Below are 18,903 nucleotides of genomic sequence, written 5' to 3'. Positions count from 1 at the left end.
CGGGCCAGCCCCTTTTTTGTACCTATAATAAAAATCACACGACAACAAACGATTAAAACAATAATAAAGGGAATACATCCATGGCAATGCGAGGTGAATTTTCATCACGGATCGGATTCATACTGGCTGCTGCCGGTTCCGCCGTCGGTCTCGGAAATATCTGGGGCTTTCCCACGCAAGTCGCCACTAACGGCGGCGCAGCATTTGTACTTGTTTATCTTCTTTTAGCGTTCGTACTGGCTTATCCGGTATTGATGGCTGAACTCATTATTGGCCGTTCCAACCGTGCGAACATGGTGGACGCGCTGACGAATATCTCAGGTAATATTTCCGGTACGCTTACCGGCCTGTGGGGCTGTGTCACTGTATCCATGATTCTGGCGTTCTACGGCATAGTCGGTGGCTGGATGCTGGCTTATTTCGCTGACGGCATTGTGCAAACCGCTGGTCTTGAAGAGACTTCAGTCTGGCTGATGGGGTTCTCTGACAGCCGCAATATGATTTTTTGCGGCCTGTTTATGTTACTGACCGCTTCTATCGTATTGGGCGGGGTAAAGTCAGGCATTGAAAAATGGTCAGTGCGTTTAATGCCGACATTGGTTGTGATCATCCTGGCATTGATTGTCTATGTAAGCTTTCAACCCGGGGCCGGTGAAGGCTGGGCAGCCTATCTCTTACCTGATTTCTCACGCATTCTCGATCCGGACTTATTAATCAGCGCCATGGGGCAGGCCTTTTTCTCTATGTCTTTAGGGGTCGGTACTATGCTGGTTTACGGTTCTTATCTGTCTAAGCAGGAAAATCTGCCCTCAATAGGTGCATGGGTTGCACTGGTTGATATCGGTGTAGCAATTATTGCCGGTATGCTCATCATTCCTGCTATGTATGTGGCGCTGAATAATGGTGTAGAAATTTTTACTGAAACCGGCGCGTTAATGGACGGGGACCAATTGATATTCAATGTATTGCCGGCCCTGTTTGAGTCTATCGGCCCTGTCGGTGTACTGGTGTCCGTGGCGTTCTTTGCCCTGATGGTTATTGCTTCTGTAACGTCTTCAATTTCTATGCTGGAAGTGCCTGTTGCTTATCTGGTTGAGAACCGCAAACAGCCCCGAAGCCGTGCTGTATGGATCATGGCTGCACTGATTTTTGCTGCCAGTTGTATCATCATTCTTAATTTTGAAAGTCTGTTTGGCCTGGTCATTGCTGCGACTACCCAGTACAGTCAGCCTCTGCTCGGATTTGCATTGTGTCTGTTTGCCGGATGGGTCTGGCGCAGAGATGCTATTCTGACGGAACTGAAAGAAGGTTTTGCTGATGCAGAACACAGTCTGTTCTGGAAAATCTGGCCCTGGTATGTGAAATTTGTTTGTCCGGTAGTCATCCTGCTTATGTTCGTCCGTTCTGTCTTATAAGAGTAATAACTACAATGAATAAAACGATTAAAGACCCGTCACTGACGGATGCGCTTATTCCTATTGTTGCACTGGTCATCATGATGGGCAGTGCGGTTTATCTGTTCTCCGACAATTCATCTTTTGGTCCTAACCAGATTGCTCTGTTACTGGGTACCGGCCTCGCTGCTATCATCGGCATGAAAAATGGCCATAGCTGGAAGGAAATCGAAGCCGGCATCGTTAAAGGGATCTCCATGTCACTGGGCGCCTGCCTGATTTTGCTGGCAGTAGGCTCACTGATCGGCACCTGGATGCTGGCCGGTACCGTTCCCACACTCATTTATTACGGGCTTGAGCTACTTAACCCGTCTTTCTTCTATGCTGCAAGCTGTCTGATTTGTGCTGTAGTGGCAATGAGTATCGGCAGTTCGTGGACCACAGCGGCCACTGTCGGTGTTGCCCTGATGGGGGTGGCATCCGGAATGGATATGTCGGCAGCAATTACAGCAGGCGCTGTTGTTTCCGGCGCGTATTTTGGCGATAAAATTTCACCTCTTTCAGAAACAACGAATCTGGCACCGGCAGTGGCGGGAACGGATTTATTTGAACATATCCGCTACATGCTCTGGACAACGATCCCCAGCTTTATTATTGCTTTAATCCTGTTTGTTATCCTTGGCTTCAGTGAGTCCGATGCAGCTTCTCTTGAGCGCATCGAGCAAATGCAGACATTATTGGGTCAATCATTTTCTCTGGGCTGGTATCTGCTCATTCCGCTGGTCGTGTTACTGACGCTGGCGGTGAAGAAAATGCCGGCATTTCCGGCGGTATCCATCGGTGCGCTGCTTGGTGGTATCTGGGCCGTGGTGTTTCAGGGCGATGTGGTCGCCGGCATGGCGGACGCGCAGGATTCTCCGGCCATCGGTACGCTGAAAGTGGTGTGGACTGCATTGTTCGACGGTGTCAGTTTTTCCACGCCGGATGAAAACTTAAATGCGCTGCTAAGCCGTGGTGGTATGTCATCAATGCTGAATACTATCTGGCTGATTATCTGCGCGATGTCATTTGGTGCCGTACTTGAGCGGGGTGGCCTGCTTAAGCGGGCAGTGAGTGCAATTCTTCATGGTGCGAAGTCTGCCGGTGACATGATCAGCCGGACAATTCTTACCTGCCTGGGTACAAATCTGGTAACGGCTGATCAGTATATGTCGATTGTTATGCCCGGCCGTATGTACAAACAGGAATTTGAAAAGCGCGGACTGAACCAGCTTAACCTGTCCCGCAGCCTTGAAGACGGCGGCACACTGACATCACCGTTAATTCCCTGGAACACCTGTGGTGCTTACATGCAGGGCGTATTAATGGTGCATCCGTTTGAATACATCTTCTATACTTTCTTTAACGTAATTAATCCTGTCCTCGCGATTATTTATGCGTATCTGGGCATCAAAATTCTTCGCCTGGACCCTCCCTTCGAGCGCAAAGAGGACGACGGGGAGCGCGCATAACTTTCTTTTTTAAGGAGTACTTATGAGCGTCAATGCAAAACGCCGGCTGGACTACCAGCCGCCGCTTTTTACCATTTCACGGGTAATCATGGATGTAAAACTGCATCCTGTCGCCACACGTATTACAACGAAATCCACAGTAGAAAGAGCAGGGAATCACAATGAACCTCTGTTTCTTGATGGCGAAAAACTCACCTTACATTCTGTAAGCGTTAACGGGCAGCCTTATACCGCCTATGATTTACAGGATGCCGGATTACTACTGAAAGACGTACCTGACAGCTTTGAACTGGTCATCGAGACAGAAACAGACCCGCAAAACAATCAGGCACTGGAAGGCCTGTATCTTTCTGATGGCGTATTTTGTACACAGTGCGAGGCAGAAGGCTTCCGCCGCATTACTTATTTCACTGACCGCCCCGATGTACTGGCGAAATATACCGTCACTGTCAGCGGCGATAAAAAGCAATATCCCACGTTACTGGCAAATGGTAATCCTGTGGATTCAGGGGAAGAAGCCGACGGGACTCACTGGGTTACCTGGGAAGATCCTCATCCTAAACCCAGCTATCTGTTTGCGTTAGTGGCCGGTGATTTTGATTTGCTGGAAGACACCTACCGGACCACCAGCGGCCGCGACGTTAAGCTTGAGCTGTATGTGGATAAAGGTAAGCGTGAACGGGGTCATTTTGCTCTGGAATCTCTGAAACGGGCGATGAAGTGGGACGAAGACACTTTTGGTCTGGAATACGATCTCGATATCTACATGATTGTCGCCGTGGATTTCTTCAATATGGGCGCCATGGAAAACAAAGGCCTGAATATCTTCAACAGCAAATTTGTACTGGCGGATCAGGACAGTGCCACTGACGACGACTTTTTCAACGTAGAATCTGTCATCGCCCACGAATATTTCCACAACTGGACCGGCAACCGCGTCACCTGCCGTGACTGGTTCCAGCTGAGCCTGAAAGAAGGTCTCACTGTTTTCCGTGATCAGCAATTCAGCGCCGACATGACTTCAGCGCTAAGCAACCGGATAAAGCATGTACGTGTGATGCGGGAACATCAGTTTGCTGAAGATGCCAGTGCGATGAGCCATCCTATCCGTCCTGATGAAGTGATTGAAATGAATAACTTCTACACAGTGACGGTATACGATAAAGGCGCTGAAGTGATCCGCATGTTCCATACGCTTCTCGGCCCTGAGGGCTTCCGCAGAGGCATGGATGAGTATTTCCGGCGTCACGATGGTCAGGCAGTTACCTGCGACGATTTTGTTGCGGCTATGCAGACCGCAACAGAAAAAGATCTCAGTCATTTCGCCCGCTGGTACAGTCAGTCCGGTACACCGGTCCTGGCCGTTGAAAGGGTATATGACAAACAGAAGCGTACTTTGCACATTACGCTGTCACAGCACACACCGCCGACGGCAGATCAGGCAGAAAAACAGCCCCTGTATATTCCTGTGGCGTTTGAATGTATTGACGACAATGGTCATCACTACAGCGATGATGAAAGCCTGGTACAGAATGGCCTGGTGATCGTGGACAAGCCATCAGTGTCTCTGACTTTTTCGGATGTTCCTGAGTCCTGTTTACCCGTTGTGCTTGGGAATTTCTCAGCGCCAGTGCGGGTAGATAACCCTTTATCTGCCAGAGAATTACTGCAGATTTTCCGTTTTGCTGATGATCCGTTTAATCGATGGGATGCCATGCAGTCGCTTTACGACTGGTGTATCGGTGAAATAGAGCAGGGCACAGCCATACCCGATACGGTTTGGGATTATCTTCGTGAAGTGTTACATGATGAAAAGGCTAATCATGAGCTGCTTGGCGAGTGTTTATCGGTGCCCAGCTTTGAAACCTTGTGTCAGAGCCGCAGCCAGATAAACGTTAAGGCACTGTGTGCAGCCAGAGAAGCATTCTGCCAGCAGTTTGCTGACGCGTCACATGACGGACTGATTGCTGTGTGGCAGGCTATCGAAACCACGGACTACGTCTACGATCAGCGTAATGTGAATGCCCGCCGTTGTAAGAATGTGGTACTCGGCCATCTTGCCCGCACATCTCATGGCACTTCGCTTATACGGGCACAATACGACAGTGCCGACAATATGACTGATGCTCTGGCATCGTTAAAGGCAGCGCAAATCTGTGACGGGGAACTCTTCAGTAACTTAATGACCCGGTTCGGTCAGCGCTGGGAAAAAGAGCCTCTGGTACTGGACAAATGGTTCGCTTTGCACGCTACCACTGAGCGGGAAGATATTCTGGCACACATCACCATGCTTAAGTCGCACCCTCAGTTTAGTATCGGTAATCCGAACCGGGTCCGCGCACTTATCGGTAGTTTTGCTTTTTACAATTCTACCGGTTTTCACGCTGAAGACGGCAGCGGTTATGAATACGTAACCAGTTATCTGATTGAACTTGATAAACAGAACCCTCAGGTGGCTTCACGTATCGTAACACCACTCACGCAGTGGCAAAATTATGCGCCGGTGCACCAGCAACTCATGAAAGCCCAGTTGCAACGGTTGCTGAACCATGAAGGTTTAAGTAAAGACGTGTTTGAAAAAGTCAGTAAGAGTCTGGCCTACGAAAAACGTGACTGATACTACCTATTTTTTTACTCTCTCCTTATCCTACAGCCGGTGTCAGGCGTTTTATGAAAGCGCCGGCGCCTCTGCTGTACTCACTTCAGAATCCGGCAAAAGGGTACAAATACCTGTAAGCCGGCTTCGTCCCTTCGTCGACAGCCGCGGTCTTACCGGCCGGTTCCGGCTCCTCGTCAGCCCCGAAAATAAAATAAAATCCTTCGAGCGATTAAGATAATTTCAGCTAAAAACTGGCGATTTTGCCACTTTTGTTCAATAACTAGTTGAAAGGAAAAATGTTATTACTAGTGTTAACTGGTACGATTAGTTCTTGCGAAACAGGGAAAATGATGTAATCATTTTGTTAACTACCTTGGTTGGTCACACGTCTGCGCGTCGCTACCTGTTATCGTATGCGCTGGATCAGGAGAATAAAAACTATGACAATTAGGCATAGCACATTTAAAAAGACACCAGTTGCCGCTGGTATCATTGCCTTACTTGGTGCCGCCTCTCCGGCTTTAGCCGCAAACTGGCAATTTGGAGATGTTTCAGTATCACTGGATTCCACGTTTACGCTGGCGACCAGTATTCGTGCTGAAGACAGAGACTATAAATTAATCGGTAACAGCAACCATCCCCAGTTTGACTGGTCTGGTTATAACGCTGCAACGAATGTGATTTATCAGCCTGCTGATGTCTGGGCGCAGGCGAACGGTGATTATTCATCAAATAATGACCAGGGAGATTTGTCCTGGGATCCGGGTAAAGCCTTTTCTACCCAGATTTCCGGTAACCACGATTTAGACATTAATATGGGTGACTGGGGTTTCTTTACCCGCGCGTTCTGGTTCTATGATTTTGTTCAGAACGATAACGACAACGTCGCCGCGAACCCCATCACCGGCAGAACACCCGATTTATGTGCAGCCCCGGAAGCTGATGATTTACTCTGTAAAGATTTCCGTATCCTGGATGCGTATTTCTACGGTGATTTCTGGATTGATGATAAACCATTCTCTATCCGTGTAGGTGATCAGGTGATCAGCTGGGGTGAGAGTACGTTTATCCAGCACGGTATCAATACCACTAACCCCGTGGATGTAAACCGCGCCCGTGCTCCGGGGGCTGAATTAAAAGAAGTGTTTATTCCTGTGGGTATGGTGTATGCATCTCTGGGTCTGACTGACACGGTCAGTTTGTCGGCCTATTACCAGTATCGCTGGGAGCGCAGCTGGTTACCGGTTGCCGGCAGCTATTTCGCGACAAACGATTTTGCCGGTGAGGGTGGTCAGGCAAACAATATTCAGCTCGGCTTTACCGGTAACCCGGATATAGACCTGGATTTCCTGTTAAGCTCATTAAATGGGCTGGGTTCTGCTTTGCGTGCAGGTGCTGATGCATCCACAATCGGGCAGGCATATCTGGCTTATCCCACAAAAGTGGCGGTGCGCGGTTATTCAGACGCTGCTCATGAAGATGCAGATGATCAGGGCCAATACGGTATTCGTCTGACCTGGTTCTCAGAGCTGCTGAACGACAGTGAGCTCAGTTTCTACCACATTAATTATCATAGTCAGCGTCCGCTGATTTCCGGTATTACGTCTGATTTCTCGCAGGAAGGTATTGCGTCAGATCTGGCCATGCTGGCGACCACAGAAATCACTAAAGATAACATTACTCAGCTGGAAGCGTTCACTGAAGCGAAGTTTTATTATCCCGAAGACATTCAATTGTACGGCTTCAGCTTCAACACCAACATTGAGAGCTGGGCTCTGGCCGGTGAATTTGCTTACCGTGTTGATGAACCGTTACAAATCGACGATGTAGAATTGCTCTACATGGGTATGCCGGAACAGCTTGCTAACACAGGCTACCGTCCTGACTTATCCGGTATTTCTCAGTTAAACAACATCGGCCGGGCAGTGGGACCGGGTGAAACAGCTGAAGGTTTTGTATTTTCAGATACCTGGCAGGCTCAGTTTACCTTGTCTCAGGTATTTGGTCCGGCACTGGGTACAGATAACCTGATTGTTTTGGGTGAAGTTGGTTATGTAAATATCGTCGATTTTCCGGACCCTTCAGTATTGCGTCTGAACGCACCCGGTACAGGCAGAACGCCGTCACTTGAACCTACAGCAGACGGCAATCCACGTGTTGGTTTACATACAGGTTTATCAAACGGACCTGAAACAAACCCGTTTGCTACAGATGATGCCTGGGGCTACCGTTTACTGGCCGTTGCTGATTTCAACAACGTGTTCTCAGGCGTAAATATGCAAACCCGTGCAACGTTCTCACATGATGTGAAAGGGACAACACCCGATCCGTTGTATGTTTTCCTCGAAGATTCAAAATCAGCCAGTCTGGCATTTACCTTTAATTATCTGAGCAGCTGGTCAGCCACTGCATCTTACAGTGCATTCTGGGGTGGTGTGGGTACAACAAACCAGCTGTCAGATCGTGATTTTGTATCTTTCAACATCAAGTATTCGATTTAAGGGGTATCGTATGTTAAGAAAAGCAGGTCTTATTGCTGCTGCGTTATCGGTAGCGCTGTCATCTACAGCCATGGCGGCAGTGTCTCAGGCAGAAGCCGATAAATTGGGTAACAGCCTGACACCACTGGGGGGTGAGGCTGCTGCCAATGCTGATGGCAGCATTCCGGCTTATACCGGCGGAATAACAGCCGCACCGGCCGGTTACTCTGCAGGTGACCATCATCCGGACCCTTATCCGGGTGATCAGGTATTGTTTGAGATCACAGGTCAAAATTATAAAGAGTATACGGACTTTCTGTCTGACGGTCAGAAAAAGCTGTTCGAAACCTATCCGGATACTTACCGTATGCCGGTTTATGAAAGCCGCCGCTCAGCGTCTAACCCTCAGTTTGTTTATGATGCGACCAAAGCAAACGCAACCCGTGCATCACTGATTGAATCCGGAAACGGTATCAAAGGTGCGGCAACAGGCATTCCGTTCCCTGTACCGCAAAATGGTCTGGAAGCAATCTGGAATCACATTCTGCGTTATCGCGGTCAGGCTGTTCAGCGTTTTGGCGGTCAGGCTGCTGTAACATCATCCGGTGATTACAATCTCATTGGTTTTGACGAGAAACTGCTGATCAAATATTCCAATGAAAATGCGAAGCCGGAAGAACTTGAAGAAGATAATATTCTGTTCTTCTTCAAACAGAAAATCACTGAGCCAGCCCGCCTTGCCGGCGATATTCTTCTGGTTAAGGAAACCGTTGACCAGGTGAAAGAGCCCCGTGAAGCGTGGAAGTATAATACGGGTCGTAAACGTCTGAACCGTGTTCCGCAAATTGCTTATGACACACCGGGAACCGAGGCCGATGGTCTGCGTACTACAGACGACTTCGATATGTACAATGGTTCTCCTGACCGTTACAACTGGGAGCTGAAAGGCAAAAAAGAAATGTACGTTGCCTATAACAACTACAAGTTGCACAGCGATCAGGTGAAGTATGAAGACATTCTGCAACCTAACCACATCAATCCGGATCTGACCCGCTGGGAAAAGCACCGTGTATGGGTGGTTGAGGCAACCTTAAAAGAGGGTTTGCGTCACATTTACCAGAAACGTGTTTTCTTCCTTGATGAAGACAGCTGGCAGATTCAGGAAGCAGACATGTACGACAAGAATGGTGAGTTGTACCGCGTCGCGATGACGTACGGTGTGAACTACTATGATGTGCCGACCCAATGGTCTACACTGGATGTGTATCATGATTTGAATTCCCGTCGTTACCTGGCAATTGGTCTGGATAACGAAGAAAAAATGTATGATTTCACTATCCAGCCACGTGAAGCCGAATTCACATCTCAGGCTCTCAGACGGGAAGGCCGTTAATTCTACAGAATCAAACGGTTGGCAGTGCCAACCGTTTTTGTATTGTTCTGCGCTATTAGGATAATAAGACTTATGAAAAGCACTCTGGCGGCAATTATCGCGTTGTCGGCACTGTTTTCTGTCCATGCTCAGGAAGCTTATCAGGCTCCGCTGGTAACGAAATCAGTACTGCTCGATATCGATACCGCAGACTACGTTGTTGTGGCCGGGGAAAGAGGCCATATTCTGACGTCATCAGACGGCGAAAACTTCGTTCAGCAGGCTGTACCTGTCACTGCTACCCTGACAGCGGTGGATATTGTTGGCGACGATGTATGGGTGGCCGGGCATGATGCAACCATATTGCATTCATCCGACCGTGGCACTACGTGGACGGTGCAAATGTCTGCCCCTGAGCTGGAAAAGCCCTTTCTCGATATACTCTTTTTTGATCGTCAGCATGGCGTCGCTGCGGGGGCTTACGGTTTATTCTTCCGCACCCGTGATGGCGGTAAAACCTGGAACCGGGAGCTGCACGCTACGTTACTCAATCCCTACGATCAGGAATATCTTGATGAAGTAAAGCGGGATACACCGGAATACTACGAAGAGGAACTCCGCGCTATTTTGCCTCACCTGAATAAACTGGCGCAGGTGGGAGAAACCCTTTACCTTGTCGGTGAAGCAGGCCTGGTCGCCATGAGTGACAATATGGGAGAAACATGGACCCGTATGGATACCACCTATGAAGGGTCTTTTCTGGACGTTGCTGAGACAGCAGATGACACAATCGTCATCGCCGGCCTGCGGGGACACACCTTTGTCCGTCGCGGGGCAGGTGAGTGGGAAAACGTACCGACCTGTCTGTCAGGTTCGCTGAATAAGATTTTACCGGCCGGTGAGCGTGTACGCCTGTTCGGCAATAACGGGATAATGATTTCAGTACCGGCATCGCTGGAAACAAGAAAGTTCGATCCCTGGGGGCCAGCAGACAGTTGTGAGCCGGTTGACGGTCTCAGCCGCGAACAACTTAAGGACAAAGCCAGCATCGTCAGCGTTGCACGATTTAACGGTCATCTTATCGCTGTCACGGCGAATGGTATCAAACAACTGGATATGGATTAAAACACTGACATGGCAAGTTTTACCTCGCTTTTAGAAAGACTAATTTTCGGATACCGGAAAGTTGTAGTCGGGCTCTTTCTGCTGGCCACAGTGTATCTTGGCTATCAGGCGTCGATGATGCATCTGGACGCCGGTTTCGAAAAAAATGTGCCGCTTAATCATGAATACATGAAAACCTACATGGCTCACCGCAGTGATTTCGGTGGTGCTAACAGCGTACTGGTTTCTGTGTGTGATACCAGCGGGAATATTTATAACCAGCACTTTATGGACACATTGCAACAAGTCCATGATGCGTTGTTTTTTATCAACGGTGTGGACCGTTCGCTGGTTGTCAGCCTGTTTGCCCCGTCTACCCGTTTTACTGAAATTGTGGAAGGGGGTTTTTCCGGCGGGCCGGTTATCCCTGCGGATTTCGATTCATCACGGCCGGCAGCACTGGAGCAGGTCGCTACCAATGTGGAAAAGGCTAAGATTGTTGGCCGCCAGGTATCCAACGATTACAGTTGTGCCATGGTGACTGCGCAGTTACTTGATTTGGACCCGAAAACCGGCGCTCAGCTGGATATGCTCAAAGTCGCAGATGACCTGGAACAACAGGTCAGAGGCCAGTTTGAATCGGATAAGGTCAGCATCCATATCATCGGCTTTTCCAAAATGATTGGTGATGTGGCAAATGGCGCAAAAGACGTGGTGCTTTTCTTCGCCATAGCCCTTGCTATCACTGCTGTAATGGTTTACTTCTTCTCCCGCAGTATCATGATGACGCTGTTGCCCTTAGTTTGCTCTGTGGTAGCTGTTGTCTGGCAGTTGGGCTTACTGACTGTGCTGGGATTCGGTCTTGATCCTATGTCAATACTGGTGCCTTTCCTGGTATTTGCTATTGGTGTGAGTCACGGCGTGCAGATGATTAACGCTGTGGAGAAAAAGGTGGTTGCAGGCATGGGCGCGCAACATGCAGCCATGAGTGCATTCCGCGCTTTACTTGTACCCGGCGGTATTGCTCTGCTTTCCGATACAGTAGGTTTCATGACTTTACTGGTTATTGATATCGGCATTATCCGGGAACTGGCAATTACTGCCAGCATGGGGGTCGCCGTCATTATTCTGACCAACCTTATTTTGCTGCCGGTACTGATGAGCTTCCTGAATCTGGATGACAAATATGTTCAGCAGTTCAATAAAAAGGAACAACGGAACACTGCTTTCTGGAATGCGATTGCAGCCTGCACCCGTAGAAAACCGGCCATTATCATCATGGCTGTGACGACTGCCTTATTCATTTTCGGCTTGATACAATCTCAGCAAATGAAGATAGGTGACTTACATGCCGGTGCGCCGTCTTTACAGGAGAGTTCCCGCTATAACCAGGATACTTTCCTGATCACCGACAAATACTCGGTGACCGTTGATTATCTGTCGGTGGTAGTAGAAACCACGCCGGAAGCCTGCACATCGTACGGTGTTATGCGTGCAATGGACGACTTTCAGTGGAAGATGACTAACGTTAAAGGTGTGCAATCGGCTGTCTCGCTGGCGTCAGTGGCAAAAGGCGTCAATGCCGGTTACAACGAAGGCAATATCAAATGGCAGGTATTGCCCCGGAATCAGCAGACTCTGGCGCAGGATATTTCGCTGGTACCTACTTCGTCCGGTTTATTAAACGGAGACTGTTCGGTAATGCCGGTCATTTTGTTTATGGAAGATCACAAAGCTGAAACTATTTCTCACGTGGTTGATGCTGTGAAAGCATTCCGTAAAGAATATGAAACCGACGACATGAAGTTCAAACTGGCCTCCGGACCTGTAGGCGTAATGGCGGCGACTAATGAAGCCGTGGAAGCGGCTCAGGGCCCGATGATGGTATACGTGTTTGGTGCGGTTATTGTACTTTGCCTGATAAGCTTCCGTTCTGTCAGAGCGACTTTGTCTGTCGTACTGCCACTTTATGTGGTGTCGGTGCTGGCACAGGCACTGATGACTTTCCTGCAAATCGGGCTGACCGTGTCTACACTACCAGTAATCGCACTGGGTGTTGGCATTGGTGTGGATTATGGTATCTACATACTTTCTACCATGAGTCATAAACTCAAATCCGGTGAGACAGTGCAACAGGCTTATCTGGATGCACTGAAAGAGCGGGGAAGTGCAGTACTCTTCACGGGGATCACACTGGCAGTTGGTGTGAGCACCTGGGTGTTTTCCTCACTGAAATTCCAGATGGATATGGGTATTTTGCTGACATTTATGTTCCTTGTGAACATGCTGGGCGCGATTATTGTGCTGCCGGCACTGTCCAGATTCCTCTGGTTAAGTAAAAACGCCCCTGATGCATAAAATATTTTTGCATAAGTAACTACAAAAAAGGGCCGTTTGGCCCTTTTTTTTATGCGTTTTCTGCATAGTTATCTATGCTGTTAATAAAGCGTTAAAACTCCTCTTTCAATAAGGCCGGAGATTAGCGAAAATAGGTAAGGATTCTGTGCACTTACGACTAATAAAGGTTAAACCATGACAGTCACCTCACAGCGGCAGTCGGTGCTGCTTGATAATGTTTTCTCACTCATCGAAAAGAAAGTCGATGCGCAGCAAAATGCGCTGGTTAAACAATTCGGCCAACATCTTTTCCAGACAATTTCTAATGATGACCTGGAAGATCGCAACGACAGCGACCTCTACGGGGCAACATTAAGTTTGTGGAACGAGTTCTCCTCGTTCGATCCGTCGTCACCGTATATCCGGGTTTTCAATCCTGAAATCGCCAAACATGGATGGCATTCAAGCCATACCATCGTTGAAATTATCGTGCGGGACATGCCGTTTCTGGTTGATTCCGTGCGCATGTCGCTGAACCGCCTGAATATTACTTCTCATCTCATGTTGCACAGCCCCATCTGGCTGAAACGTGGCGATAAAGGGCAGGTGGAAGCTTTTTACGAAAGCGGCAAGAAAACCAAAGCGGCAGTTAAAGAAACCGTGCTGCTGATTGAAATCGACAGACAGACCGCGAAAAAAGACATTGATAAACTTACCAAAGAGCTTCGTTCAGTGGTTGATGAAGTCTCCCTTGCGGTTGAAGACTGGCAGTCCATGTCGGGCAAGCTGGCAACCGTTATTAAAGATGCTGACAAACACAACTGGCCGGTAGATGCCGATAAGAAAGCCCAGACTCTGCAGTTTTTAAGCTGGCTGGCTGATCATAATTTCACCATGATGGGCTACCGTTATTACGACGCCCGTGCCATTGAAGGTGATTACCGCTGGATCCCTGATAATGACAGCAGCCTGGGGCTGATGAAAAAGTCTGTCAGCGATCGTGAGCGTCTGATTTCTAATTTACCGTCGTCTGCGCGGGCTGAAGCCCTGAGTCAGAATCCGCTGATGCTGACTAAAACCAATTCACGCTCACGGGTACATCGTCCTGCCTATATGGATTATGTGGGTGTGAAGGTTTTTAACAGCGATGGTGCTGTTGTCGGTGAACACCGTTTCCTCGGTCTGTTCAGTGCTTCTTTCTATAACTCAAGTGCCACTGAAGTGCCGGTGCTGGCGTCAAAAATTAAAGAAATCTGTACGTTATCCGGCTATGAGCCGGGTACCCACGCGTACAAAGCGTTCGTGAACATTATTGAAACTTATCCACGGGATGAGTTGTTGCAAACTCCTGCTGCGGAAATGGCCCAAATCATTATGGGTATCTTCCAGATGCAGGAGCGGGGCATTACCCGGTTGTTCGTTCGCAAGGATGTATTTGGCCGCTTTATTTCCTGTATGGTGTTTGTGCCCAGAGAGCGCTACAACACCCAGTTGCGTAAAGATACCCAGAACTTGCTGCAGCGCTCATTTGGCACTGAAGAAGAAATCGAATTTACGACGTTCTTCTCTGAATCTGTGTACGCCAGAACGCACTATATCGCCCGCGTCAAAAACAACAATGTGGAATACGATGTGAAGGAAATCGAGCAAAACATCATTGAGCTCACCAAAACCTGGAATGACCGTCTGGCATCTGCCATAAAGGCAGCCCATGGTGAAGCATCAGGTAAAGCACTGGAACGCAAGTATACCAATGCTTTTTCCCGCAGTTATATGGAACAGAACCTGCCCAGCGCTGCCCTGATTGATATGGAAAAACTCGAATTGCTGAGTGATGACCATACGCTGGATATGTTGTTTTACCGTCCGCAGGAAGAAAGTGCTGACAGTCAGGTTGTGAAACTGAAACTGTTCCACCGTGCAGAGCCTATTCACCTGTCTGACGTGTTACCTATGCTGGAAAACTTCGGCTTGCGCGTTATTGATGAAAGTCCGTACAAAGTCAATTGCGCCGATTCGTCGCTGAACTGGGTAATGGACTTCACCATGCTTCATAAGTCCGGTAAAGACCTGGACATGGAGCAGGCGCAGGCGTTGTTTCAGGATGCGTTTGCCAAAGTGTGGGCAAACACACTGGAAGATGATGCCTTTAACCGCCTGATCCTGGGTGCCGGCATGACCGGTCGTAAAGTAACCATTCTTCGTGCCTACGCAAAATATATGCGTCAGACAGGCAGCTCTTTCAGCCGCGATTACATTGCCAATACGCTGTCTGCCTATCCTGACATTGCCAAGAAACTGGTGGAGTTTTTCGACTTACGTTTCGACCCGTTTAAAAAGCGCAGTAAGAAAAAAGAAGAAGCGCTGCTTGATTCAATCAAAGTAGCGCTGGATAACGTCAGCAACCTGGACGACGACCGGATCATCCGTCGTTATCTGGATATGATGCTGGCGACACTCCGCACCAACTTCTATCAGAGCGACGATGCCGGCAACGAAAAGCCGTATGTATCGTTCAAGCTGATGCCGGAAATGATTCCGGAAATGCCGCTGCCATTGCCTAAATTTGAAATCTTTGTGTACAGCCCCCGTATGGAAGGTGTGCATTTACGGGGCGGCAAAGTGGCGCGGGGTGGTCTGCGTTGGTCTGACCGTCAGGAAGATTTCCGTACTGAGATCCTTGGTTTGGTGAAGGCCCAGCAAGTTAAAAATACCGTTATTGTGCCTGTGGGCGCAAAAGGTGGTTTTGTCTGCAAAAAACTGCCAACAACAGGCGGAAGAGCGGCATTCCAGGCAGAAGGTCAGGCGTGCTACCGTACGTTTATCCGCAGCCTGCTGGACATCACAGATAACATTGTAAACGGCGAAGTTGTGCCACCAAAAGATGTGGTACGCCTCGACGAAGACGACCCGTATCTGGTTGTTGCCGCTGATAAAGGCACGGCCACGTTCTCAGACATCGCAAACGGCATTTCTGAAGAATATAACTTCTGGCTGGGTGACGCTTTTGCTTCCGGCGGCAGTGTGGGCTACGACCATAAGAAAATGGGGATTACGGCCCGTGGTGCATGGGAATCGGTTAAACGCCATTTCCGTGAAGTGGGTATCGACTGTCAGACGAGAGATTTCACCGCAGTGGGTGTAGGTGATATGGCCGGTGATGTATTCGGTAACGGTATGTTGCTGTCAAAACACACCCGGTTAATTGCTGCGTTTAACCACCTGCACATTTTCTTTGATCCTGATCCGGATGCAGCTTCCACCTGGGAAGAGCGTAAGCGCCTGTTTGAAAACCCGGGATTAAGCTGGGAAGACTATGACAGTAAACTGATTTCTAAAGGCGGTGGTATTTTCAGCCGTGCGAGTAAGTCTATTAAGCTTACTCCGGAAATGAAAAAATGGCTGGGTACCCGTCAGGTCACGATGACGCCGAACGAGCTTATTCATAATATTCTCAAAATGCCTGTCGATTTGATCTGGAACGGTGGTATCGGTACTTATATTAAGAGTACTAAAGAGTCTCATGCTGAAGTGGGTGACCGTGCCAATGATGATTTACGTGTTAACGGTAAAGACGTTAAGGCGAAAATTGTAGGCGAGGGCGGTAACCTGGGTCTGACGCAGCTTGGTCGTGTGGAATATGCCGCAAACGGCGGCCGCGTGAATACCGACTTTATTGATAACGTGGGCGGTGTGGACTGTTCAGACAATGAAGTTAACATTAAAATTTTGCTTAACAGTCTGGTGAGTAATGGTGATTTAACCGTTAAACAGCGAAACAAACTGCTTTACGACATGACCGATGATGTGGCCAAAATCGTGCTGGAAGATTGCTATCGTCAGACCCAGTCGATTTCCATTACAGAACGGGCAGGCGTGTCGCAACTTAAAGAGCAGCTGCGGTTCATCCATGGTCTGGAGCGTGATGGACGTCTTAACCGCGAACTGGAATTTATTCCTACCGATGATGAAATTTCAGACCGCGTGGCGAAAGACCGGGGACTTACCCGTCCGGAACTGAGTGTGCTGATTGCTTACGGCAAAATGGTACTCAAAGACGCGTTTAATATTCCGGAGATCACGGAGAATCCGTATCATGGTAAACTGCTGGTCAATGCTTTCCCGCCGGTACTGCGTGACAAGTATCCTGAGCAGATGGAGCAGCATCCGCTACGTGGCGAAATTATCGCAACTAAGTTGACCAATAACATTGTCAACGATATGGGCCTGAATTTCGTGTTCCGTATGCAGGAAGAGACCGGTGCAACGGTGGATGAAATTGCTGATGCTTACGCGGTGGTGAAAGGTATTTTCAATATCGATCCGCTCTGGCGCAAAGTTGAAGCGCTGGACAATGTCATCGACGCTGATCTGCAACTGAGAATTCTGGAGAGTGCCCGTCGTATTATGCGCCGCACTGCGCGCTGGTATATCCGTCACGGCAATAAATCTCTGGGTATTCATTCTGCGATTGAAGCTTACCGCGGTACCTTTGATAACCTTGCCAGTAACATGCAAAATTATCTGGTCGCTGATGAATATGCTTCCTTGCAGAAAGAGGCGGCGAAACTGGTTGATAAAGGTGTACCGGAAGATATTGCCACACAAGTGTCCAGTTTCTCGAATCTGTTCTCCAGTCTCGACCTGGCGCAAATTGATGAAACAGACAGCCATGATACGTCTGTCATTGCCAAGCTGTACTTCCAGTTGGGCGCGAAACTTGAACTGCACTGGTTCCTGGCGCAAATTACCAACCAGAACGTCAGTAACCACTGGCAGGCCCTGGCAAGAGCATCCTACCGTGAAGAGCTTGACTGGCAACAGCGCTCCATTACGCTGAACTTGTTACAGTCGCGTCCTGACAGCAAAGATGCCGACGAAATTCTGCAAAGCTGGATGGACAATAATCAGGCTCTGCTGAAACGCTGGTATCACATGATGTCAGAGTTCAAAACCAGCTCTACACATGAATTTGCGAAATTTTCTGTGGCTTTACGTGAATTGATGCTTTTAAGCGCCAAGTCTAGCCATTAGAATACGCCTATTCAGAAACGACGAAGCCCTGTTTTGACAGGGCTTTTTCTTAGAGAAAGACCATGCAATCCATCGCCCAGAAAATTTTGCTCCAGTGCGAGCCCGAAAAAAGCCACGATTTTGCCATCAAGTGGCTGCACAGAACCCAGCATACGCCGCTGAAATTACTGTACAGTAATGAAACTATCAGTAAGCCGGTAAAAGTTGCCGGGATCACATTTCCAAATGCGGTAGGTCTGGCTGCCGGTCTGGATAAAAACGGCGAATGTATTGATGCCTTTGGCAGCATGGGCTTCGGATTCGTAGAAGTCGGTACAGTAACCCCCCGTCCCCAACCGGGTAACCCCAAGCCCCGTATTTTCCGTCTGCCTGAAAAGCACGCTATCATTAACCGCATGGGTTTTAATAACCACGGTGTGGATCATCTGGTCAGTCAGGTAAAAGCGTCCCGTTTCGAAGGGCCGGTGGGAATTAACATCGGTAAAAACAAAGATACCGAAGAAGCTAATGCCATTGATGATTACCTCATTTGTCTGAACAAAGTGTATCCTTACGCCAGCTACGTGACAGTGAATATTTCATCTCCCAATACGCCTGGACTGCGTAATCTTCAGTATGGTGAAGCACTGGATAAACTGCTTAACGGTCTGAAAGATGCACAGGAAAAGCTGTGTCAGTCACATGGTAAATATGTGCCCCTGTTCATCAAAATCGCGCCGGATCTGGCGGATAATGAAATTGAAAGCATCGCCCGTTCACTGATCAACAGTAAAATGGACGGAGTGATTGCTACAAATACCACGCTAAGCCGTGACAGTGTTCAGGGACTGAAACACGCTGATGAAGCCGGCGGTTTAAGTGGCGATGTTCTGACGGAAATGAGTCTGGATGTGACACGCAAATTGTCTGCTGCACTGGATCGTGCAATTCCAATCATCGGCGTGGGCGGTATTCATGACGCGCAGACTGCAAAAGACCGGCTCGCCGCCGGCGCTTCACTGGTACAGGTATATTCGGCGTTTATCTATCAGGGGCCGTCACTAGTGAAAAACATCGTAAAGGCGCTGTAAAA

At 48.7% G+C, this 18,903-nt stretch carries 10 protein-coding genes; all 10 read left to right on the top strand.

Features of this window, described 5'->3' with window-relative positions; translation table 11 throughout:
- Positions 1–80 precede the first annotated feature (80 nt).
- The 10 genes from ACXAH4_RS18535 (at position 81) to pyrD (ending at position 18,901) form a co-directional block, all read left to right on the top strand.
- Complete coding sequence (locus tag ACXAH4_RS18535) at positions 81–1,415, top strand: sodium-dependent transporter (RefSeq protein WP_474882952.1); 1,335 nt, start codon at positions 81–83, stop codon at positions 1,413–1,415.
- 14 nt (positions 1,416–1,429) lie between these two features.
- Entirely contained in the window at positions 1,430–2,905 is a 1,476-nt protein-coding gene (gene nhaC, locus ACXAH4_RS18530; RefSeq protein WP_474882951.1) for a Na+/H+ antiporter NhaC, read from the top strand.
- Positions 2,906–2,927: 22 nt separating this feature from the next.
- Positions 2,928–5,522 (top strand): aminopeptidase N, encoded by a 2,595-nt coding sequence (pepN, locus tag ACXAH4_RS18525; RefSeq protein ID WP_474882949.1) that lies wholly within the window; start codon positions 2,928–2,930, stop codon positions 5,520–5,522.
- Positions 5,515–5,742, top strand: a complete 228-nt coding sequence (locus ACXAH4_RS18520) for a DUF2835 family protein (RefSeq protein ID WP_474844184.1) — start codon at positions 5,515–5,517, stop codon at positions 5,740–5,742. Before pepN ends, ACXAH4_RS18520 begins: the two co-directional genes overlap by 8 nt.
- 202 nt (positions 5,743–5,944) lie before the next feature.
- Positions 5,945–8,005 carry a DUF1302 domain-containing protein gene (locus ACXAH4_RS18515; protein ID WP_474844185.1) on the top strand — a complete coding sequence of 687 codons (2,061 nt, stop codon included), beginning with the start codon at positions 5,945–5,947 and terminating at the stop codon, positions 8,003–8,005.
- 10 nt (positions 8,006–8,015) lie between these two features.
- Positions 8,016–9,377: a DUF1329 domain-containing protein gene (locus ACXAH4_RS18510; protein ID WP_474882948.1), complete on the top strand. Its 1,362-nt coding sequence runs from the start codon at positions 8,016–8,018 to the stop codon at positions 9,375–9,377.
- 72 nt (positions 9,378–9,449) lie between these two features.
- Positions 9,450–10,481: a WD40/YVTN/BNR-like repeat-containing protein gene (locus tag ACXAH4_RS18505; protein ID WP_474882946.1), complete on the top strand. Its 1,032-nt coding sequence runs from the start codon at positions 9,450–9,452 to the stop codon at positions 10,479–10,481.
- Between the two features lie 9 nt (positions 10,482–10,490).
- Positions 10,491–12,818, top strand: coding sequence for an efflux RND transporter permease subunit (locus ACXAH4_RS18500; RefSeq protein ID WP_474882944.1), 2,328 nt, complete (start codon positions 10,491–10,493; stop codon positions 12,816–12,818).
- Positions 12,819–12,992: 174 nt separating this feature from the next.
- Complete coding sequence (locus ACXAH4_RS18495) at positions 12,993–17,831, top strand: NAD-glutamate dehydrogenase (protein WP_474882942.1); 4,839 nt, start codon at positions 12,993–12,995, stop codon at positions 17,829–17,831.
- Between the two features lie 62 nt (positions 17,832–17,893).
- Positions 17,894–18,901, top strand: coding sequence for a quinone-dependent dihydroorotate dehydrogenase (pyrD, locus tag ACXAH4_RS18490; RefSeq protein WP_119501362.1), 1,008 nt, complete (start codon positions 17,894–17,896; stop codon positions 18,899–18,901).
- The last annotated feature ends 2 nt before the right edge of the window (positions 18,902–18,903 follow it).

The organism is Alteromonas sp. ABV2_168 (genome assembly GCF_056161165.1).
Note: the sequence above shows the minus strand (reverse complement) of the source record. Positions and strands in the feature narration are given on the sequence as shown.